The sequence below is a fragment of the Xanthomonas prunicola genome (genome assembly GCF_002846205.1).
GTDB lineage: Bacteria > Pseudomonadota > Gammaproteobacteria > Xanthomonadales > Xanthomonadaceae > Xanthomonas > Xanthomonas prunicola.
Genome location: NZ_PHKV01000004.1, coordinates 257,720 through 278,037 on the forward strand (window position 1 = coordinate 257,720; position 20,318 = coordinate 278,037).

The 20,318-nt window shown below is 65.3% G+C and carries 20 protein-coding genes and 1 other RNA gene; 14 read left to right on the forward strand and 7 right to left on the reverse strand.

Going from position 1 to position 20,318, the window contains the following annotated elements:
• Positions 1-61: 61 nt before the first annotated feature.
• The gene (locus XpruCFBP8353_RS14535) at positions 62-547 is read right to left on the reverse strand and encodes a YaiI/YqxD family protein (RefSeq protein ID WP_101363852.1); all 486 of its coding nucleotides are present in this window, start codon (positions 545-547) and stop codon (positions 62-64) included.
• A 269-nt stretch (positions 548-816) separates the two neighbouring features.
• On the opposite strand from XpruCFBP8353_RS14535, the gene XpruCFBP8353_RS14540 reads away from it, so the two are divergent.
• Positions 817-1,026 (forward strand): cold-shock protein, encoded by a 210-nt coding sequence (locus tag XpruCFBP8353_RS14540; protein WP_033483465.1) that lies wholly within the window; start codon positions 817-819, stop codon positions 1,024-1,026.
• 169 nt (positions 1,027-1,195) lie between these two features.
• Entirely contained in the window at positions 1,196-1,894 is a 699-nt protein-coding gene (locus tag XpruCFBP8353_RS14545; RefSeq protein ID WP_101363853.1) for a glutathione S-transferase family protein, read from the forward strand.
• A gap of 160 nt (positions 1,895-2,054) precedes the next feature.
• Here the strand turns inward: XpruCFBP8353_RS14545 and XpruCFBP8353_RS14550 are convergent, their stop codons facing one another.
• Complete coding sequence (locus XpruCFBP8353_RS14550; protein ID WP_101363854.1) at positions 2,055-2,930, reverse strand: alpha/beta hydrolase; 876 nt, start codon at positions 2,928-2,930, stop codon at positions 2,055-2,057.
• Positions 2,931-3,220: 290 nt separating this feature from the next.
• Between XpruCFBP8353_RS14550 and XpruCFBP8353_RS14555 the strand changes: the two genes are divergently transcribed.
• Complete coding sequence (locus XpruCFBP8353_RS14555; protein ID WP_101363855.1) at positions 3,221-4,777, forward strand: protein adenylyltransferase SelO; 1,557 nt, start codon at positions 3,221-3,223, stop codon at positions 4,775-4,777.
• Between the two features lie 94 nt (positions 4,778-4,871).
• Positions 4,872-5,432 (forward strand): adenine phosphoribosyltransferase, encoded by a 561-nt coding sequence (locus XpruCFBP8353_RS14560; RefSeq protein WP_101363856.1) that lies wholly within the window; start codon positions 4,872-4,874, stop codon positions 5,430-5,432.
• Positions 5,433-5,581: 149 nt separating this feature from the next.
• On the opposite strand, the gene dbpA is transcribed toward XpruCFBP8353_RS14560, so the two are convergent.
• Positions 5,582-6,958 (reverse strand): ATP-dependent RNA helicase DbpA, encoded by a 1,377-nt coding sequence (gene dbpA, locus XpruCFBP8353_RS14565; protein WP_101363857.1) that lies wholly within the window; start codon positions 6,956-6,958, stop codon positions 5,582-5,584.
• 101 nt (positions 6,959-7,059) lie between these two features.
• Here dbpA and XpruCFBP8353_RS14570 point away from each other — a divergent pair, with 101 nt between their 5' ends.
• Together XpruCFBP8353_RS14570 and XpruCFBP8353_RS23450 are read left to right on the forward strand one after the other, a co-directional pair.
• On the forward strand, positions 7,060-8,952 hold the full coding sequence (locus XpruCFBP8353_RS14570) for an ATP-binding cassette domain-containing protein (protein WP_101363858.1): 1,893 nt from the start codon (positions 7,060-7,062) through the stop codon (positions 8,950-8,952).
• A 20-nt stretch (positions 8,953-8,972) separates the two neighbouring features.
• Positions 8,973-9,218, forward strand: a complete 246-nt coding sequence (locus tag XpruCFBP8353_RS23450) for a hypothetical protein (RefSeq protein WP_133125653.1) — start codon at positions 8,973-8,975, stop codon at positions 9,216-9,218.
• Positions 9,219-9,313: 95 nt separating this feature from the next.
• Here the strand turns inward: XpruCFBP8353_RS23450 and XpruCFBP8353_RS14575 are convergent, their stop codons facing one another.
• Both XpruCFBP8353_RS14575 and XpruCFBP8353_RS14580 read right to left on the reverse strand, forming a co-directional pair.
• The gene (locus tag XpruCFBP8353_RS14575; protein WP_101363859.1) at positions 9,314-9,739 is read right to left on the reverse strand and encodes a barstar family protein; all 426 of its coding nucleotides are present in this window, start codon (positions 9,737-9,739) and stop codon (positions 9,314-9,316) included.
• Positions 9,736-10,176, reverse strand: coding sequence for a ribonuclease domain-containing protein (locus XpruCFBP8353_RS14580; protein WP_101363860.1), 441 nt, complete (start codon positions 10,174-10,176; stop codon positions 9,736-9,738). The genes XpruCFBP8353_RS14575 and XpruCFBP8353_RS14580 overlap by 4 nt, the downstream gene beginning before the upstream one ends.
• 258 nt (positions 10,177-10,434) lie before the next feature.
• On the opposite strand from XpruCFBP8353_RS14580, the gene XpruCFBP8353_RS14585 reads away from it, so the two are divergent.
• On the forward strand, positions 10,435-11,046 hold the full coding sequence (locus XpruCFBP8353_RS14585; protein ID WP_011259314.1) for a superoxide dismutase: 612 nt from the start codon (positions 10,435-10,437) through the stop codon (positions 11,044-11,046).
• A 260-nt stretch (positions 11,047-11,306) separates the two neighbouring features.
• Here XpruCFBP8353_RS14585 and XpruCFBP8353_RS14590 read toward each other — a convergent pair whose 3' ends face one another.
• Positions 11,307-12,140, reverse strand: a complete 834-nt coding sequence (locus XpruCFBP8353_RS14590) for an inositol monophosphatase family protein (RefSeq protein ID WP_005913068.1) — start codon at positions 12,138-12,140, stop codon at positions 11,307-11,309.
• A 117-nt stretch (positions 12,141-12,257) separates the two neighbouring features.
• Here XpruCFBP8353_RS14590 and XpruCFBP8353_RS14595 point away from each other — a divergent pair, with 117 nt between their 5' ends.
• Genes XpruCFBP8353_RS14595 through XpruCFBP8353_RS14605 form a run of 3 tightly spaced genes read left to right on the forward strand, consistent with a single transcriptional unit; the run spans position 12,258 to position 16,117 of the window.
• Complete coding sequence (locus XpruCFBP8353_RS14595) at positions 12,258-13,022, forward strand: RNA methyltransferase (RefSeq protein WP_101363861.1); 765 nt, start codon at positions 12,258-12,260, stop codon at positions 13,020-13,022.
• Between the two features lie 51 nt (positions 13,023-13,073).
• Complete coding sequence (locus XpruCFBP8353_RS14600) at positions 13,074-14,003, forward strand: phosphate/phosphite/phosphonate ABC transporter substrate-binding protein (protein ID WP_162301057.1); 930 nt, start codon at positions 13,074-13,076, stop codon at positions 14,001-14,003.
• Positions 14,000-16,117, forward strand: a complete 2,118-nt coding sequence (locus tag XpruCFBP8353_RS14605) for a putative bifunctional diguanylate cyclase/phosphodiesterase (protein WP_101363862.1) — start codon at positions 14,000-14,002, stop codon at positions 16,115-16,117. Before XpruCFBP8353_RS14600 ends, XpruCFBP8353_RS14605 begins: the two co-directional genes overlap by 4 nt.
• A gap of 150 nt (positions 16,118-16,267) precedes the next feature.
• Here the strand turns inward: XpruCFBP8353_RS14605 and epmB are convergent, their stop codons facing one another.
• A complete protein-coding gene (gene epmB / locus XpruCFBP8353_RS14610) occupies positions 16,268-17,296 on the reverse strand; it encodes an EF-P beta-lysylation protein EpmB (RefSeq protein WP_101363863.1) in 1,029 nt (342 codons plus the stop codon).
• A 101-nt stretch (positions 17,297-17,397) separates the two neighbouring features.
• Between epmB and efp the strand changes: the two genes are divergently transcribed.
• The 4 genes from efp (at position 17,398) to XpruCFBP8353_RS14630 (ending at position 20,308) form a co-directional block, all read left to right on the forward strand.
• A complete protein-coding gene (gene efp / locus XpruCFBP8353_RS14615; RefSeq protein WP_007962665.1) occupies positions 17,398-17,964 on the forward strand; it encodes an elongation factor P in 567 nt (188 codons plus the stop codon).
• Between the two features lie 127 nt (positions 17,965-18,091).
• Positions 18,092-18,167: non-coding RNA, sX9 sRNA (locus XpruCFBP8353_RS14620), on the forward strand.
• Positions 18,168-18,197: 30 nt separating this feature from the next.
• Entirely contained in the window at positions 18,198-18,950 is a 753-nt protein-coding gene (locus XpruCFBP8353_RS14625) for a PA3715 family protein (RefSeq protein ID WP_455685160.1), read from the forward strand.
• Between the two features lie 20 nt (positions 18,951-18,970).
• Positions 18,971-20,308, forward strand: a complete 1,338-nt coding sequence (locus XpruCFBP8353_RS14630; RefSeq protein ID WP_162301058.1) for a TRZ/ATZ family hydrolase — start codon at positions 18,971-18,973, stop codon at positions 20,306-20,308.
• The last annotated feature ends 10 nt before the right edge of the window (positions 20,309-20,318 follow it).

Here is a 20,318-nt window from a genome sequence, read left to right on the forward strand (position 1 = left end):
GATTGCAAAGGGCGCTCATGATACGCGCCCGATTCATCCCTCGTGCGTCATGCCGCCCGTGTCACAGCCGTGGGCGTGGTTGCGCGGCGAGCCAGCGATCCAGCTGTGCGGCAAAGGCTTGGCGATCGCGCGCATGCAGGGCCGACGGTCCGCCGGTGGCGATGCCTGCGCCGCGCAACTCCTCCATAAAGCTGCGGACCGACAGGCGCTCCTTGATGGTGCTGCTGGTAAAGGGTTCGCCACGCGGGCCAACCGCAGTGCCCCCGGCTTCCAGCACACGCGCCGCGAGCGGGATGTCCTGGGTGACGACCAGGTCGCCCGCAGCCACCCGTTCGGCGATCGCGTCGTCGGCTGCGTCGGGGCCGCCCGGCACCTGGATGGCGCGCACATGGGGCAGGGCGGGCGTGCTGAGATAGTGGTTGGCCACCAGGGTCACGGCGGTGCCGGTACGCGCCGCGGCGCGGAACAGGATGTCGCGGATCACCGCGGGGCAGGCATCGGCGTCGACCCAGATCTGCGAAGGTGTCGGTGTTGGAGGCGTATTCATCGGGTGATTGTGGATGGGGACGGGCCCGACAGACCGTCGGATTTGGCCTGACTGCAAAAGATTTGACGCAGGGTGTCGCTTTTTGTCGAAAACACGAGTACTGTGCACGCACTGTGTTTGCAAGGGTCACCGTGAATCGTGGCCTGGTGCAGCCGGATCGTTACAGATCTCGCTTCATCGTTCCGCTTTACCAACGCCTGCAACTCAGTCTCAGCTCCGGCTTTTCGGACGCTGCGATTTATCAATCAATAGTTTCAGGAGTTAGTAAAATGTCAGAACGTCAAGGCGGTACTGTGAAGTGGTTCAATGATGCCAAGGGCTTCGGCTTCATCACCCCGGAAAGCGGCCCGGACCTGTTCGTGCACTTCCGTGCCATCCAGGGCACCGGCTTCAAGTCGCTGCAGGAAGGCCAAAAGGTCACCTTCGTCGCCGTGCAGGGCCAGAAGGGCATGCAGGCTGACCAGGTGCAGGCGGTCTAATCCGTCTGCAACCGTAGGGTTGCCAAAACGCCGGTCGCGCAAGCGACCGGCGTTTTTTATTGCCTGCAAGAAGGGCGGCAGCAGCGGTCGGGCGTCCACCCGGCGCCACTTGCGCACAGCGACGACGTGCGGATCGGTAGGATGTACCTTTTCCACGTGCAGCCTTCTCATGATCACTGTTCACCATCTCAATAATTCCCGTTCCCAGCGCGTGCTGTGGCTGCTGGAGGAATTGGCGCTGCCGTATCAGATCGTGCGCCACGAGCGCGACCCCAAGACCATGCTGGCACCGCCGGCGCTGCGTGCGATCCATCCGCTCGGCAAGTCGCCGGTGCTGGTCGATGGCGATCTGGTCGTGGCCGAATCCGGTGCGATCCTGGAGTACCTGACCGAGCGCTACGACACCGAGTGTGCGCTGTCGCCGTCGCTCCGGCCGCTGGATTCACCCGAGCGCCTGCAATTCCGCTACTGGATGCATTACGCCGAAGGTTCGGCCATGCCGCCGTTGCTGATGACGTTGATCTTCGGTCGGATTCGCAGTGCGCCGATGCCGTTCTTCGCCAAGCCCATCGCGCGTGCCATCGTGGACAAGGCGATGTCCGGCTTCGTAGGCCCACAGCTTTCGCTGCATCTGGACTGGATGGAGCAATCGTTGCAGTCCAGCAACTGGTTCGCTGGCGAACGTTTTACCGCCGCCGATATCCAGATGAGCTTCCCGGTCCAGGCGGCCGCTGCACGCGGCGGCGGCCTTGAGAAATACCCGCGTCTGCACGGGTTTCTGGAGCGCATCCAAGCGCGCCCTGCCTATCAGGCTGCGCTGAAGAAGGGCGGCCCTTTCGAGTTGATGGGAAGCAAGCCGGCAACGTGATCGGCTCAGTGGGTTGAGTGTGAGTCGAGATGGGCGGGATGTATTTCCGCCTGCCGCCTGCTGGCGATGGATCCTGCAATCGGCAGCTCAATGACACAGAGCTGCCCATCGGTCGCTCGCTGCACGCAATCGCTCCATCCAGATCAGGGCAGAGTGCGCTTCAAGGCGCCCGACACTGGCGTACAAACTGCAGCGCGTCGCTGAGCACCTGCGAGTGCTCGGGAGATTTGCGCAGCGCCAGGAGGATGCCGAGATGGCCCATGCCCGGGTAGACCTTCAACTCGGCGCTGCCGCCTTCGCGTTTCAGCGCCTGCTGCAGCGAAATGCTGTTTTGTAGTTCGACCACGCGGTCGGCATCGCCATGCAGCAGCAGCATGGGCGGTTCGTCGCCGCCGACGTAGCGCACTGGCTGCGATTGCCGTTGCGCGGCTGGCGCGTCGCCAAAGATCTCGACGAGCTCCGGGTCGGTCATCGGCATGAAATCGTAAGGTCCGGCCAGGCCCACCACGCCGCACAGCTGGTGGGGTTTGAGGCCTTGCGCCTGCAGCCAGCGTGCATCGGTGCCGAGTAACGCGGCCATGTGCGCGCCTGCCGAATGGCCCATCACTGCCAGCCGCTTGGGGGCGCCGCCGTACTCGTGTGCGTGCCGGTAGCTCCATGCGATGGCGCCCGCGGCGTCGGACATGAAGCCGTGCAGTCCGACCTGCGGATACTTGCGATAGTCGGCCACCATCGTCACCACGCCCTGGCGCGCAAGCGCGCGGCCGACCCAGCGATAGTTGGCGCGCGAACCGCGTTTCCAGGTGCCGCCATAGAAGAACACCACCACCGGTGCGTCGACGGCGCCGCGCGGCTGGTAGACATCCAGCGCCAGGCCGTGTGCGGGATCGAACACTTGGTCGCGGTGCTCGACGATGCCCGTCCGGCTGGAGGCGGCATTGATGCCGCCAAAGAAGACGCTGCTGCAGGCCGTCATGGTCAACGAACCGAGCAGCAGAAGGGCGGGACGGAACCAGCGGGAGGCGCGCGAGGGCATGGGCAATATCGGCAGGAGGTCGAAAGGGTGGTTAGTACCGGGCGCGAACGCAAGAGCCAGTCCAGCACAGGCCGACACGGTAGCGCCCCGGCAACATGGTCGCCGTATCGCTGTCTCTGGCCTGCATCGGATCCGCAGCCGGCGGCTATTAGCTGCTATCGCACGTCGCAAGCATGTGCAGGACGAGTCCGCTCGGTGCAAGTCAGCCGGGTGAAGATACGGCGCGCAGGCAGCACCGGATGCGACCTGACCCATGCCAGGTTCACTGCCCGTGGCCTAGGCTTGCCGGCATGACACAACTGCACTTCGATAATCGACTGCGCCAGCAGCTGCCTGGCGATCCGGAAGAGGGGGCGCGCCGGCGCGAGGTGCGTGCGGCCTGGTCGGCGGTCATGCCGACACCAGTCGCCGCCCCGTACCTGGTGGCGCATTCTGCGGAGATGGCGCAGGCACTGGGCCTGGATGCGTCCGAGATAGCCAGTGCACAGTTCGCCCACGTGTTCGGCGGCAACGCGCTGTACCCAGGCATGCAGCCGTGGGCGGTCAATTACGGTGGTCACCAGTTCGGGCATTGGGCCGGGCAACTTGGCGACGGGCGGGCGATTTCGCTGGGCGAGGCGATCGGAGCCGACGGCGGGCGTTACGAATTGCAGCTCAAGGGTGCCGGCCCGACGCCGTATTCGCGCGGCGCCGATGGGCGCGCCGTGTTGCGCTCGTCGATCCGCGAATTTCTGTGCAGTGAGGCCATGCACCATCTGGGCGTGCCGACCACGCGCGCACTGAGTCTGGTCGGCACCGGCGACGCGGTGGTGCGCGATATGTTCTACGACGGTCACCCGCAACGCGAGCCGGGGGCGATCGTGTGCCGGGTGGCGCCGTCGTTCATTCGCTTCGGTAACTTCGAATTGCCGAGCGTGCGTGGCGACGTCGCGCTGTTGCGGCAATGGGTGGACTTCACCATCGCGCGCGATTTCCCGGAGCTGGTCGGTACCGGCGAGGCGCGCTACGCCGACTGGTTCGCTCAGGTGTGCGAGCGGACCGCGGTGATGGTGGCGCACTGGATGCGGGTCGGGTTCGTGCATGGGGTAATGAACACCGACAACATGTCGATCCTGGGGTTGACCATTGATTACGGCCCGTACGGCTGGGTCGACGACTACGACCCGGATTGGACGCCCAACACCACCGACGCGCAGGGCCGACGTTATCGCTTCGGAACCCAGCCGCAAGTGGCGTACTGGAACCTGGGCCGGCTTGCCCAAGCGATCGCGCCGTTGTTCGCTGACCAAACGCCACTGCAACAGGGGCTGGACCGCTTCCGAGATACCTATCTTTCCTGTGATCGGCGCGACACTGCGGCCAAGCTGGGGCTGGCCGAATGCCGCGATGAGGATCTAGCGCTGATTGATGCGCTGCGCGCACTGATGCGCGACTTTGAAATGGATATGACGCTGACCTTCCGCGGTCTGATCGACCTGTCGCCCGCGCATCCGGATCTCGCACAGCTGCGCGATACCTTCTACGACGAAGACAAGCGCCTGGCGGGTGCGCCGCAGTTGCAGGAATGGTTGCAGCGCTACGCCGCGCGCCTGCAGCAGGATGCGCTGTCGCCGGACGAGCGCCGCGCGCGCATGCGTCTGGCCAATCCGCGCTACGTGCTGCGCAATTATCTGGCACAGCAGGTGATCGATCAGGCCGAGCAGGGCGACCCGTCCGGGGTGCAGGAGTTGCTGGAGGTCATGCGCCGCCCATACGACGACCAGCCTGGGCGCGAGGCATTGGCTGCGCGGCGGCCGGAGTGGGCACGCGACCGCGCCGGCTGCTCGATGCTGTCGTGCAGTTCCTGACGCGCTCAGATGCAGGTATGCCGTAACGGCGGCGTCAAGGGCGTGCGCAGCCTAGAATAGGGCCGTCTCCACTGGCCACGACGCCACTACCACCATGACTGACTGCAGCCGCTGCGCCGGCACCAACGCTTCCGGACCCAACCATTGGTCGGAGCGTATCCGCGACATCGTCGATTTTCCCAAGCCGGGCATCGTCTTCAAGGACATTACGCCGCTGTTATCCGATGGACCGGACTTCGCCTCGGCGCTGGACGAACTGGTGCAACCGTGGCGGACCACCCCGCTGGACGCCGTGCTCGGTATTGAAGCGCGCGGTTTCATTCTGGGTGCGGCGCTGGCGCGCGAACTGCGCACCGGGTTCGTGCCGGTGCGCAAGCCCGGCAAACTGCCCGGGCGTACGCTGGTCCAGGAATACGCGCTGGAATACGGTACCGACCGCATCGAAATGCACGAGGATGCGTTGCCACGCGGCGCCCGCGTGTTGATCGTCGACGATGTGCTCGCCACCGGCGGTACGCTACGCGCGGCACTGGGTCTGGCGGCACAGCTGGAACTGGAAGTGGTCGGCGCGGCGGTGCTGGTCGAGCTGCTGGCGCTGCAGGGCCGCCAGAGATGGGCCAATGACGTGCCGTTGCTGGCCACGTTGAGCTATTGATCGTTGATCCAGGCGTGTTACCGATCGAGCAGCTCGCCGATCAGGCTTGCTGGCAAAAGGAATGCGCAAGTGTGCGCATCTGGATGGATCGTGCGGCAGGCGCTATAGCCGCCGCTCGATCGGTTGGCAGGCTCGCTGCCACGCGTTGATTACAGCTTGCTGACCCGAAACCTGCGTCCCTTGATCTTGCCTGCGTGCAGATGCGCCAGTGCCTTGGCGACCTGCGCGCGGGCGATGGCGACATAGGAGCGGGTGGGGTAGATCGCGATCTTGCCGATCGCCGCGCCCGAGAGTCCGGCTTCGCCGGTCAGTGCGCCGAGGATGTCGCCGGCGCGCAGCTTGTCGGTCTTGCCGCCGTCGATGCGCAGTGTGGTCATGGCCGCCTGCGGCAGCTGCGCCGGGCGGGCGGTGGCCAGCGGCGCACGCGACCACTTCAGCGGTTGGCCCTGTTCGGCCTCCAGTGCCTGCGCACGCGCCGCTTCGCGCGGTGCCACCAGGCTCAGCGCCAGGCCGTGCTTGCCGGCGCGCGCGGTGCGGCCGATGCGATGGCGGTAGGTTTCGGTATCGGTGGGCAGCTCGTAATTGACCACGGCCGACAGGTCTTCCACGTCCAGCCCGCGTGCGGCCACGTCGCTGGCCACCAGCACGTTGCAGCTGCGGTTGACGAAACGCACCAGCACTTCATCGCGGTCGCGTTGTTCCATGTCGCCATGCAATGCCAGCGCGGAGAAACCGAATTCCTGCAGCGAGCCGGCCACCTCGTCCACTTCCTTGCGGGTATTGCAGAACACCACGCTGGATTCGGGGTTGAAGCGTAGCAGCAGGCCGGCCACGGCCTTCTGCCGATAGGTCGGATCGACCTCGAAGAACTGCTGGTCGATTTCCGGCGCGCTGTCGGCGCCTTCGACGGTGATTTCGATCGGGTCCTTCAGGATCTCGCGCGCCAGCGTGCGGATGATGTCCGGGAAGGTGGCCGAGAACAGCAGGCTCTGGCGGTGCTTGTCGCAGCGGCTGGCGATCTCGCGGATGGGTTCTTCGAAACCCATGTCGAGCATGCGGTCGGCCTCGTCCAGTACCAGCGTGCGCACGCCGCCCAGATGCAGGGCGCGCTTGCGGGCCAGTTCCTGGATGCGGCCGGGCGTGCCGACCACCACCTGCGGGTCATGCGCTTCCAGCGAGGCCAGTTGCGGGCCGAGCGGCATGCCGCCGGTGAGCACCACCAGCTTCATGTTGGGGATGCCGGTGGCCAGCTTGCGCAGTTGCTTGCCGACCTGGTCGGCCAGTTCGCGCGTGGGGCATAGCACCAGTGCCTGCGCGCGGGTCAGCGCGGGATCGAGCTTCTGCAGCAGGCCCAACCCGAACGCGGCGGTCTTGCCGCTCCCGGTCGGCGCCTGGGCGATGACGTCCAGCCCCTGCAGGATCGGCGGCAGGCTCTGCGCCTGGATGGGAGTAAGGACGGTGTAGCCAAGGGCGTCGATGCCGGGGGCCAGGGCCGGCGACAGCGGCAGCGCGGAGAATTCGTTCATGGCGCATTTTAGCGGGAATCGGGAGTGGGGAATCGGAAATCGCAATAGCGAGGCGCTTTCCATTCCCGATTCACCATTCCCGATTCCCGTACAATTGGCGCATGCCTTTAATCACTCTGCAAAGCGTCGACTACAGCGTCGGCGGCCCCTTGTTGCTGGAAAAAACCGACCTCACGATCGAGCCGGGCGAGCGTATCGCCCTGATCGGTCGCAATGGCGCCGGCAAATCGACCTTGATGAAACTGATCGCCGGCGAGCTCAAACCCGACGATGGCGAAGTGCGCGTGCAACAGGGCGTGCGCATTGCGCGGCTGGAGCAGGAGGTGCCGCAGGGCACCGGCGGCAGCGTGTTCGACGTGGTGGCCGATGGCCTGGGCGAACTGGGCCACTGGCTGGCCGAATTCCACCAGCTTAGTCATGCCGAGGTGTTCGACGGCGATGCGTTCGGCAAGGTGCAGGCCAAGATCGATGCGGCCGACGGTTGGGCGCTGGATCAGCGCGTGACCGAGACGCTGACCAAGCTGGAACTGGATGGCGATGCGGAGTTCGCGCGACTGTCCGGCGGTATGAAGCGCCGCGTGCTGTTGGCGCGTTCGCTGGTGTCCTCGCCCGATGTGCTGCTGCTGGACGAACCGACCAACCATCTGGATATCGAAGCCATCGATTGGCTGGAAACCTTCCTGAAGGGCTGGAGCGGCAGCGTGCTGTTCGTGACCCACGACCGGCGCTTCCTGCGCGCGTTGGCCACCCGCATCGTCGAAATCGATCGTGGCCAGGTCACCAGCTGGCCTGGCGATTGGGCCAATTACGAGCGGCGTCGCGAAGAACGGCTCAATGCGCAGGCGCAGGAAAATGCGCGCTTCGACAAGTTGCTGGCACAGGAAGAAATCTGGATCCGGCAGGGCATCAAGGCGCGGCGGACCCGCGACGAAGGCCGGGTGCGGCGTCTGGAATCGATGCGCAACGAGCGCGTGCAGCGCCGCGATCTCACCGGCAACGTACGCATGGAAGTCTCGCAGGGCGAATCGTCCGGCAAGAAGGTGATCGAAGCAAAGGAAGTCGGCTTCGCCTTCGGTGCGCGCACGATGGTCAAGGACTTCTCGACCATCATCCAGCGTGGCGACCGCATCGGTCTGATCGGGCCCAACGGCAGCGGCAAGACCACCTTGCTCAAGTTGCTGCTGGGCGATCTGCAGGCGCAGGAAGGCGAAATCCGCATCGGCACCAATCTGCAGATTGCGTATTTCGATCAGTACCGCTCGACCCTGCGCGAGGACTGGAGCGCCATCGAAAACGTGGCCGAAGGCCGCGATTTCCTGGAGATCAACGGCAAGCGCAAGCATGTGCATGCGTATCTGCAGGACTTCCTGTTCACGCCCGAGCGCGCCCGCGCGCCGATCACCCGGCTGTCCGGTGGCGAGCGCAATCGCCTGTTGCTGGCGCGGCTGTTCGCGCAGCCGTCCAACCTGCTGGTGATGGACGAACCGACCAACGATCTGGACGTGGAGACGCTGGAGTTGCTGGAGGAGCTGCTGGGCGAGTACTCCGGCACCTTGCTGCTGGTCAGCCATGACCGCGACTTCCTCGACAACGTGGTGACCTCCACGCTGGTAATGGAAGGCGAGGGTTTGATTGGCGATTACATCGGCGGTTATAGCGATTCGTTGCGCCAGCGCCGCACGCCGGTGGGCAATGCGATGGCGGTGGCCAAGGCCTCGGCGACCGCAGTGGCGACCGCACCCGTGGCGGCTGCAGCGCCGGTGGACGCTGCGCCCAAGCGTAAGCTCAGCTACAAGGATGCACGCGAGCTGGAGCAGTTGCCGGCCTTGATCGAGACGCTGGAGCAGCAGGTCGCCGCGCTCACTGCGGCGATGAATGAGCCGGCTTTCTATCAGCGCGACAGTGCGGCGATGGCTGCCCACACAGCAGCGCTGGGCGATGCGCAGAAGCAACTGGATGCGGCGTACGCGCGCTGGAGCGAGTTGGATAGTTGAGGGTTGGCCGGGCACGCGTGATGCGTGCTGGTCTGGTGTTGTTCGCGGTGCGCAGGAAGACGCTTACAGGCCATGGCATGTGGACGCAGGCGGCTGCGCGTGCGCAGCGATCCGTTGTTCTTCAGAATCATCGCCGGTCTGAAACGCCGATGCACAGTGCCGATGAAGTAGCGCGAGCGCTGGTTGAGACGGTGCAGAAGGCGTGCCTGAACCGTCGCGCCGGCACGGTCATGCTGCGCCGGCGCCGTATCCATCCAACCGACTGACTGTTGCGCAGTTGTGCGGTCAGCCAGCCTTGGAGCGGCGAATAAACGTCGCGAGCAACTACCTCGCGGCTGCGCAGTCCTCTTATTAGCTGCTCTTAGTCGCAGGCGCTGGCTGGAGCAACAAACGCTGCAAAAGTCAGCCCGCGTGCTGCCCAGGTGTTAGCGACTTCGTCGAGGATATCCAGCAAGGTGTCGCGGTCGTTGGGTGCCGTGCTGGCTAGCGCCTGGGCGCCGTCGATGAGCAGTGCATAGCCCTGCGGCGAAGGCAGCCACGCCAGGTCGCGCAAGGCATCGCTGAGGGCGTCCCAATTGCGGCCGAAGCTGGCCGGGAAATCCAGTTGCGTGGCCAGGCGCATCAACAACATGCGTTTGTCGCTGCAGGTGACCAGATCCACGCGCAGGATGCGCAAGCCTGCATCGCGCGCCAGCGCCGCCATGGTGTCCAGATCGTCGGTGTCGGCCTGATACACGCCTGATTGCTGCGGATCAGACAGGTCCAGTGCGAAGTCGCCCGCGCTCATGGTGCCTGGTCCGGGGTCGGGCCATCGAAGGCCTTGAAGCTCTGGTAATGATCGTCGCTGTAGTACCACGCCTGCGGCGGGGTGCCGCCGGTGACGATGCGGCGTGCGCCGCGATCCGGGCTGCCGGGCGTATCCACGGTGTATTCGCGGTAATAGCCGCGCGGGCGCTCGGGCAGGCGATGCTCGCGGTTGCCGAACACGCTGCCATCTTGCGGATGCGGAAACGGCCCGCCGCGCTGGATCAGCACGATTGTGGCCATCGCCTCGGTAGGCAGAAAGGCGGGCAGACGCGGCACCTCGCGCGTCGGTGCAGTCACGGCAATTGGCGCGTTGAGTTGCGGCGCGAACTGCGGCTTGGGCGTCTGCATCGCGCGCATGCCCCACAAGCCGGCAACGAGCAGCACGATGGCGACGATCAGCAAAGCGGGCTTGCGCATGAAGACGTTCCGGGAGCGAAGAGTGTGCGGCAGAGCAAGTATGCCGTTGCCCGACTGTGTCCACTTTGAACGCGGCCGGGCGGCTGCGCGATTCACATCCAAGTAACCGGGGGCTGGTGCAAGGTGTGCAGCGAACAGCGCGCGGCTTGCGATGGGATGAAGTTTCCCTGCCAGCACCCTTGGTAAGCGCCGTCGCCGTCCTTACCATCTACCCCGCAACGCCCGGTCTTCGCCGGGCGGCAAGTCCAGGAGACACGCATGGCTTACACCCTTCCGCAGCTGCCCTACGCCTACGACGCGCTGGAACCGAATATCGATGCGCAGACGATGGAAATCCATCACACCAAGCATCATCAGACCTATATCAACAACGTCAACGCGGCGCTGGAAGGGACTGAGTATGCCGACCTGCCGATCGAAGAGCTGGTCTCCAAGTTGAAGAGCCTGCCGGAAAACCTGCAGGGCCCGGTGCGCAATAACGGTGGTGGCCACGCCAACCATTCGCTGTTCTGGACCGTGCTGTCACCCAACGGTGGCGGCGAGCCCAAGGGCGAGGTCGCCAAGGCGATCGACAAGGACATCGGTGGGTTCGAGAAGTTCAAGGAAGCCTTCACCAAGGCCGCCGTCAGCCGCTTCGGCTCGGGCTGGGCATGGCTGAGCGTGACCCCGGACAAGAAGCTGGTGGTGGAAAGCACCGCCAATCAGGACAGCCCGTTGTTCGAAGGCAATACCCCGATCCTTGGCCTGGACGTGTGGGAACACGCGTACTACCTGAAGTACCAGAACCGTCGCCCGGAATACATCGGCGCGTTTTACAACGCCGTCAACTGGGAAGAAGTCGAGCGCCGCTACCACGCTGCGATCGCCTGAGTTCTGAGCGAGTGCGGTAACGCCAGCAGGCCGGGAGCGATCCCGGCCTGCTGCTGTGAGGCGATCTGAGTCTGTGCACGGCGATGCGAGTGCGCATGATGTGACGTGCCGGCCGCGCCCGATGGCGTGCATACGCGCTACGAAGAGGGCCTACCCCTGATGTTTCAGCAACGCAACAGGCCGGGTTTGATCCCGGCCTGTTGTCTGTGTGGTCCTGCTGCAGCGACATGCGTCGCGCATTCCGCGCTCAGGCGCGACGCTCAGAACTTGGCGTCGAACTCGCGCGCATAGCCGGTGTTGACGATGACCTTCTGCAGCGCGTCGCTGATCTTGATGTTGCCCGCCACAATCTGCTGCGTCTCCGGTCCCATGTTGTCCATGCGCGGCGGGGTAGCGCCTTTGTAGTCGCAGACGCGGCCACCGGCTTCGCGCACCAGCAGCACGCCAGCGGCGATGTCCCAGGCTTTGACGCCGGCTTCGAAGTAGGCATCGGCGCGGCCGCAGGCCACATACGCCAAGTCCAGCGCCGCCGAGCCAGTGCGACGCACGTCTTCGGCCTGCACCAACAACGCGTCCACGCACTTGAGCTGTGCACTGGCGCGCGCACGTTCGCGCGGCGGGAAGCCGGTGTGGACCATCGCGCCTTCCAGATCCTTGCGCTCGGCAATGCGGATGCGGCGGTCGTTGAGCACCGCGCCGGCGCCGCGGCTGGCGGTGAACAGCTCATTGCGCAGCGGGTCGAAAATCACCGCATCGGTGGGTTCGCCGTTTTCCACCAGCGCGATGGAGACGCAGTAGTGCGGAAAGCCGCGCAGATAGTTGCTGGTGCCGTCGAGCGGATCGATCACCCAGGTGTAGCGGCCACTCTTGCCGCCCTGGACACCGCCTTCTTCGCCGAACACGGCGTACTCGGGATAGCCGCGCTTGAGTTCCTTGATGATGACCTTCTCGGCATCGGCATCGACTTCGCTGGCATAGTCCATGCGGCCCTTCTGCACCACGTTGAGCGCATCGAGCTTGTTGATACCGCGCAACAGCACATTGCCGGCGAGGCGGGCGGCTTTGACCATGACGGTGACGGCGGGTTTCTGCATGGTTAAAGCTCCCGTGAAGGCAGAATCGGATAATGGCGAAGTTAAAAGAGCGGTCCGGCGCGAAAGCCGGCCGCGCAGTTTACCATCTACGGCCGAGCAGCTCTCCAATCTCCGTTCATGTCCGTCAGCCAGCGCATCCGTTTTGTTCTTGTCGGTACCCAGCATCCAGGCAACATCGGCGCCGCCGCGCGTGCGATGAAGACCATGGCTGTCTCGCGCCTGGTGCTGGTAGCGCCGGAGCGCGCACTTGATGAAGACGCCTACCGGCGTTCGGCTGGTGCTGAGGACGTACTCGGCGAAGCACCAATCTTCGCGACGCTGGGCGAAGCGGTGGCCGACTGCACGCTGGTGATCGGCTGCACCGCCCGCGCGCGTCGGGTAGCGCTGGAAGAACTGCTGCCCGACGAGGGGGCGCAGCGCGCCCTGGCCAAGGCGAGCGAGCCGGCCGAGGTGGCCTTCGTGTTTGGCCGCGAGCGCACCGGTCTGACGAATGACGAGCTGCAGCTTTGCCATGCCGCAGTGCATATACCGTCGGACCCGCAGTTCAGTTCGCTCAATCTTGCCGCGGCCGTCCAGGTGCTGGCGTATGAGGTACGGCTGGCACAGCTGGCGGCAGGCGAGGCCGAGCCGGCTCCAGCAGCGGCCACCGGCTTGCGCGATGGCCCGGCCAGCCACGCGCAGTTGGAAGGCATGTTCGGTCAATTGGGCGACACGCTGGATGAGATCGACTTCCACAAGGGGCGTGCGCCTGAGTCGGCGATGCGCAAGTTGCGCCGCCTGTTGCTGCGCGCCGAAATGACCGAGCAGGAGGTGCGGCTGATCCGCGGCATCCTGTCCGATGCGCAGCGCATGGCCATGCTTGCCAAGCAGGCCCGAAACTGACGTCTGTCACATCTTCAAAGATTCGGCTAGGCTGTCCGCGGCTCTAGGGGAGTGTCCTTTTTGCGCGGTCTACGATGGTGTCTGATTGCCTGCTGGCTGATCGCCGGGGCAGGCTTGGCCGCGAAGGTTTCGGCAGCGCCTTCCTCGGTCCTGGTGCTTGGACGGATCAGCGATGATCCCGCCACCCATTACGAGCAGCTCAAGCCCCTGCTGGATTACGTGGTGCCGCGCATGCGTGAGGTGGGAATCCGTCGGGGCGAGATTCTGATGGCGCCTGACGCGCGCCAGATGTCCAGCTATCTGCGGCGCGGCCGGGTCGATTGGGTCAGCGAAACCACCGGTGCGGCGATGCTACTGGAGCAGCGTGGCAGCGCGCATCCCTTGTTGATGACCGAGCGTGGCGGTCTGCGCGACCTCCACACACTGTTCTTCGTGCGCCGCGACAGTCCGATCCAGTCGCTCGCGCAGTTGCGCGGCCACACCCTGGCCTTGCAGAACGCCTCGTCCACCAGCGGCTATCTGTTGCCGATGCTCGAACTGCTGCGCAACGGCATTGCGTGCGATGTGCTGCTGTCGGCGGACGACACCCCGGCGCGCGGATCGGCCGGCTATTTGATGGTCGGGTCCAAATTGAACGTTTCCGCGTTCGTGCACAAGCGCCTGATCGACGTGGGCGCGCTCAGCAACGTGGATTGGGACGACGAACGCCACATGCCACCGGTGTTCAAGCGCGATTTCCGCATCGTGCATCGCACAGCGCCGGTGCCGCGCGCGGTGGAAATGGTGCGCGCGGGGATGGACCCGGCGGTGGAGCAGCGTCTGCGTGTGGTGTTGCTGCAGGCCGCCTCCGATCCCAAGGCGGCGCCTGCATTGAAACGTTTCTTCGACACCACCGGGTTCCGTCCGCTGGATCCCACCAGCCGCCGACGTTTGCAGGAGTTGAGCGCCGGCGTGCAACGCGTCAGGGAACAGGCGGAATGACTCAGGTGCGCTTCGGCTTGCAGGCACGCTTTCTATTGGTCATGGCGCTGACGCTGTTACTGGTCGGCGCGATTCTGGCCTCGCTGTTGCAGCGACAAAGCGCCATGCAGCGCGAGGTGCGCGGGTTGAGTGCGCAGATCCTGCATGAGCTATTCGACCGTAGCCTGCGCACGCGCGGCGAAACACTGGCAACCGAGCTGGCCTCCGGGCTGGCCAACCCTTTGTATTACTCGGACCTGGGCGCGGTGGGCGCGCTGGTGCGCAATGCCTCGCGCCAGCAGGTGGTGAGCTATGTGCTGGTGTTCGACCGCCATGGCCGGCTGGTGCACGACGGCACGCCGACCTTGCAGCGTTACGGCCAATCCATGACCGATCCGCTCGCGGCCAAGGCGCTGGCGGCGCGGGAGATGGTGTTGCAGTACTCGCCGGAGGTGCTGGATGTCACGGTGCCGATCAAGATCGGCGACCAGCGCATCGGTGGCGTGCGGGTGGGCATGTCGCGCGAGCGGGTACGCAAGATCGAGTCCGGCGCCAATCTGACGTTGGTGCAAAACCTCAACGCCATCGGCAAACGCGATCTGGGTTGGCTGCTGGTGTTGCTGGCGGCGCTGGTCGGACTGGGAATATTGCTGGCCATTTATGTGCAGCGCACGTTGGTGGCGCCGGTGCGGCTGCTGGCGGCAGCGGCCAAGCAGATCGAACGTGGCGATTATGCAGTGCAGCTGCCGCCGCACCCGCGCAACGACGAGATCGGCGAGCTGATTTCCGCGTTCGGACGCATGAGCGAAAGCATTGCCCGTCACGACCGCGAAGTGCGGCACATGGCCTACACCGATGCGCTGACCGGGTTGACCAACCGGCTGGGCTTCCGCGAAGGCTTGGATCACCTGCTCAACACCGCGCGCAGCACCGGCAACAAGTTGGCCCTGCTGTTCGCCGATATCGATGACTTCAAACGCGTCAACGACACCCTTGGCCACGAAGCCGGCGACGAAGCCCTGCTGCAGTTCTCCGGCCGCATCAGCCGCGCGGTTGCCTCGCTGGGCGGCGACGATGCGATTCTGGCGCGTTTCGGCGGCGATGAGTTCGTGATCCTGTTGCAGAGCGGCGATGTCAGCCTGCTGGCCGCGCAGTTGGCCGAACGCTTGGTGCATGAGCTGAGCCGGCCGTTGAACGTGCAGGGCCGCGAAGTGTTCCTGGGCACCTCGATTGGCATCACGCTGTTCCCCGATGATGCCCGCGATGCCACCGCACTGCTGAAGAACGGCGACATCGCGATGTATCAAGCCAAGGTGGCCGGCAAGAATTGCCATCGTTTCTACAGCCGCGCCGCCGACCATGCCGTCGAACGCCGCGTGCATATGGAGCACGAGCTGCGCGGGGCCTGGGAACGCGACGAGCTGCGCCTGGTCTATCAGCCGATCTATCGCACCAGCGACCGCGTGCTGGTGGGCGTGGAAGTGCTGTTGCGCTGGCAGCACCCGGCACTCGGGACGATTGCGCCGTCCACCTTTATCGATATTGCCGAGCAGAGCGGCCTGATCGAAGTGATCGGCCCCAAGGTGCTGCGCGCGGCCTGCCTGGAGGCGGCGCAGTGGCCGTTGGTGGGCGAGGGCCTGTTTGTGTCGGTCAACGTCTCGCCGCGACAGCTGCGTAGCGGCGATTTGATCGACACCGTGGCCGAATGCCTGGCCGAGTCCGGGCTGCCAGCCGCGCGCCTCCATCTGGAACTCACCGAGACCGCGGTGATCGGTGATGAAATGATGGCCGCCAGCCTGCTCGATCAACTGCACCGCACCGGGGTGAAGGTGTGGCTGGACGACTTCGGTACCGGCTTCTCCGGCCTGAGCCATCTGCGCCAGGTGCCGGTGGACGGGGTCAAGATCGACAAAAGTTTCATCGCCGACCTGCAGCGCGATCCGGACGATCTGGCGCTGACCACCGCGATCATCAACATGGCCCATTCGCTGGGGATCACCGTGGTGGCCGAAGGCATCGAGCAGGAAGCGCAATTCAACCTGCTGCGCGAGCGCGGTTGCGATCTGGGTCAGGGCTATTGGTTCAGCCGGCCGTTGAGCCCGGCCGATATGGTCAAGCTGATCGCCGCGGGGTAAGTGCTGTGCGCGGGCGGTCACGTGCTGGCTGCAGAGGAATGCACCGCTGCGCGATGACGCATTTCCGGTAACGCCTTGGCGCGCGAAAGTGCGCTCCTACGGTTTGACGTTATTCGATCGCATGCGGGCGAGAGTCAATCGCGGTTGCGGTTACAGTGGCCGCTTGCCGGTATCGCCCGGAACTTCGCGCACCAATCGCGGCACCAAGTAACCCGAAAGGCGCGTGGCCAGCTCGGTATGCAGGGCACGTGCGCGGGCATCATCCACTTCGAAATGCGCAACGCCGGCCACCCGGTCGAGCTGATGCAGGTAATAGGGCAGTACGCCGGCTGCGAAGCTGCGCTCGCTCAATGCCGCCAGCGCGTCCACGCTGTCGTTGACCCCGCGCAACAACACGGCCTGGTTGAGCAATTGCGCGCCAGTGTCGCGCAACGCGTGCATGGCCGCGTCCACTGCGGAGTCGAATTCATTGGCGTGGTTGGCATGCAGCACGAACGCCACTGGCCACGGCAGGCTGCGCAGCCAGGCCAGCAGCGGCGCATCCACGCGCTCGGGCAGCACGATCGGCAGGCGGCTGTGGATGCGCAGCCGTTTGAGGTGCGGGATGGCCGCCAGGGCGTCGGTGAGTTCGGCCAGCTTGGGCGTTGCCAGCGAGAGCGGGTCGCCGCCGGAGAGCAGCACTTCGTCGATGTCGGGGTCGGCGGCGATCGCGGCTACCGCCTCACGCCAGCCATCGCGCGCAGCGGTCTCTTCGGCATACGGGAAGTGGCGGCGGAAGCAGTAGCGGCAATGCACTGCGCAGCTGCCGGTGGCGATCAGCAAGGCCCGGCCGCGGTACTTCTGGATCACCCCGGCGGCGGTCTTGGCGGCGGCATCGCCCACCGCGTCCAGGCCGAAGCCCGGCACCGGCTGCATTTCCGCGTCCAGTGGCAGCACCTGGCGCAGCAACGGGTCGTGGAGATCGCCATGGCGCATCCGCGCCGCGAACGCGCGCGGCACCCGCAGCGGGAACTGCGCAGCGGCGGCATCGCTGATCGCCGCCGCCTGCGCATCCAGGCCCAACAGCTCCAGGAGCACGCGCGGGTCGCGCACGGCGTCGCGCCACTGCTGTTGCCAGCGCGAGTGCTGCAGGGCAGGGGGCGGAGATGGCTGTAAGGCGAGGGGGGCTGCGGTTATCATGTGCGGTCACAAAACCAATGCCCGCCGGTTGCGGCGGGCGCCCCATTCTAATCCGACCTGCCACCGTGTGGCGGGTCGTGGTCTTATCGAGGAGCTGCACCATGGCCACTGTTGGCATGAACGACGTCAAGAACGGCATGAAGATCCTGGTCAACAACGAACCGGCGGTCATCACCGAGACCGAATACGTCAAGCCGGGCAAGGGCCAGGCCTTCACCCGCATGAAGTACCGCTTCATCAAGTCCGGGCGCGTGGTCGAAATGACCATGAAGGCGACCGACGACGTGGAAGTGGCCGACGTGGTCGATACCGACATGCGCTACCTCTACAGCGATGGCGAGTACTGGCACTTCATGGACCCGGAAACCTTCGAGCAGGTGCAGACCGACAAGGCCGGCATGGGCGGCGCCGACAAGTGGCTCAAGGGCGAGGAAGACTGCATCGTGACGCTGTGGAACGGCACGCCGATCTGGGTGCAGCCGCCGAACTTCGTCGAGCTGAAGATCACCGAGACCGACCCGGGCGTGCGTGGCGATACCTCCGGTGGTGGCGGCAAGCCGGCCACGCTGGAAACCGGCGCGGTGGTGCGCGTGCCGTTGTTCGTCAATCAGGACGAAATCATTAAGGTCGACACCCGTTCGGGCGAATACTCGGCGCGCGTCAAGTAATCCAGATGCGCCTGGGACGCCGGTCCGGCCGAGCAGTACGCAATGCAGGTGTCCTGATGGCGCTCGGAGCAGCTAACAACACGACCGCGCAGCTGCCAGGCGGGCGCGGCCGGTGCTCGGAATCGGCATATACCACGCGGGCACTGCGGTTCCGGTGCGCTGTCCGCTCCCACCTGACGACTGCTCGCTACGGGGTGTTGGCCGCTCTCAGTGGCACGCTTATGGCGTGCCCGGTGTTTGCGCACACCGCTGACAGTCACGCCTGTGACGCGCACAGCGTGGCGGCGGTTGCAGCGGGTGCGACTGCCGGCGGCGCCAAGGCGTTGCCGGTCGAGCGTGTCGTGGCACAGACCTGCACGCTGTGGCCGTACGACCCCTCGATACGGCTGGCCGCGGTTGCATTTGCTGACGATGCCACCACCGCCGCAGGCGAGCGCGACCTTGAATTGCGCGTCGCGATGCTCGATGCGGGCACTCGTCAGGTGGTGGCGTTGTACGCGCAGGACATGGGCGAGGACGCCGGTTTCGAACTTGCGGACGACAGCCTGCGCCTGGACACCGCGCGTTATGACCTGGCGAAGGGCGTACGCGCGGTTGGCGTTGTGGTGCACAGCGTTGCGCGCGGCGCCAGTTGCCCGGATTTCGACAGCAACGACGCACTGACCTTGCTGGTGCGCGAAGGGCGCCGGTTGCGCCCTGTGCTGCAGCGGGATTTGACTGTCTGGCAGCGGGTAAGGGGCGAGCCCTGCAACTGGGGCGCGACAGGCGTGGTGACCGAGCGCGGCACGCTCACCCTGTCGATGGATACGCCAATCCATGCTGGCTACGCCGACATCGCGCTGACTGCCAACTTGGCGACCTCTACCACCGTCAAGGATGCGGACGACAGCGAACGCACGCGCCGCCAACGTCAGGTGCTGCGCTACGACGGCACGCGGTATGTGCCTGTGTCACGCTCCGACGACTCCTGGCCGTTTGGTAACTAACTTTTTCAATGGATCCGCTCATGACCAATGCCCCGCCCGAACCCTGCGACCTGCTGATCGAGGCCGGCTATGTCGTGCCGATCGAGCCGCATGCGGTGGTGCTGGAAGACCACGCCGTTGCGGTCAGCAACGGGGCGATCGTCGCGATCCTTCCGACCGCCGAAGCACGCGCGCGTTTTGCGCCCAAGCAGACCGTATCCCGCCCGGAGGCTGCGTTGATGCCGGGCCTGGTCAATGCGCACACGCATAACCCAATGACGCTGCTGCGCGGCATTGCCGACGACTTGCCGCTGATGGTGTGGTTGCAGCAGCACATCTGGCCGGTGGAAGCGGCGGTGATCGGGCCAGAGTTCGTGGCCGACGGCACCACGCTGGCGATCGCAGAAATGCTGCGTGGCGGCACCACCTGCGTTAACGAAAACTACTTCTTCGCCGATGTGCAGGCGGCGGTGTACAAGCAGCATGGCTTCCGTGCGCTGGTGGGTGCGGTCATCATCGATTTCCCCACCGCGTGGGCATCGTCTGACGACGAATACTTCGCGCGCGCCGGCGAGTTGCATGACCAGTGGCGCGACGATCCGTTGATCAGCACCGCGTTCGCGCCGCATGCGCCTTACACCGTGAACGATGCCAACTTCGAACGCGTGCGCATGCTGGCCGATCAGCTCGACATCCCGGTGCATCTGCATACGCACGAAACCGCGCAGGAAGTCGCCGATTCGATCAAGCAATACGGTCAGCGCCCGCTGGCGCGACTGGATCGTCTGGGCTTGGTCAACGACCGTCTGATCGCGGTGCACATGACCCAGCTCACCGATGCGGAAATCCATCTGTGCGCCGAGCGCGGCGTCAGCGTGGTGCATTGCCCAGAGTCCAATCTCAAGCTTGCCTCTGGTTTCTGCCCTGCGTGCGCGCTGCAGCGTGCCGGCGTGAATCTGGCCATCGGCACCGACGGCTGCGCCAGCAACAACGACCTGGACATGTTCAGCGAGAACCGCACGGCCGCGATCCTGGCCAAGGCCGTGGCCAACGATGCGACCGCGCTGGATGCGGCCACCACCTTGCGCGCGGCCACCCTGGGCGGCGCGCGTGCCTTGGGCTTCGGCGACACCATCGGTTCGATCGAAATCGGCAAGCAGGCCGACCTGATCTGCGTGGATCTGGCCGCACTGGAAACCCAGCCGCTGCATCATGTGTTGTCGCAACTGATCTACTCGGCCGGCCGCCATCAGGTCACCGATGTGTGGATCGCCGGCAAGCCCAAACTGGTGCAGCGCGAGCTCATCGACATGGATCCCGCCGCCCTGGTCGCCAACGCGCGGCAGTGGCGCGAACGCATCCGCACCGTCCGCGCCTGAGCGCGCGTCA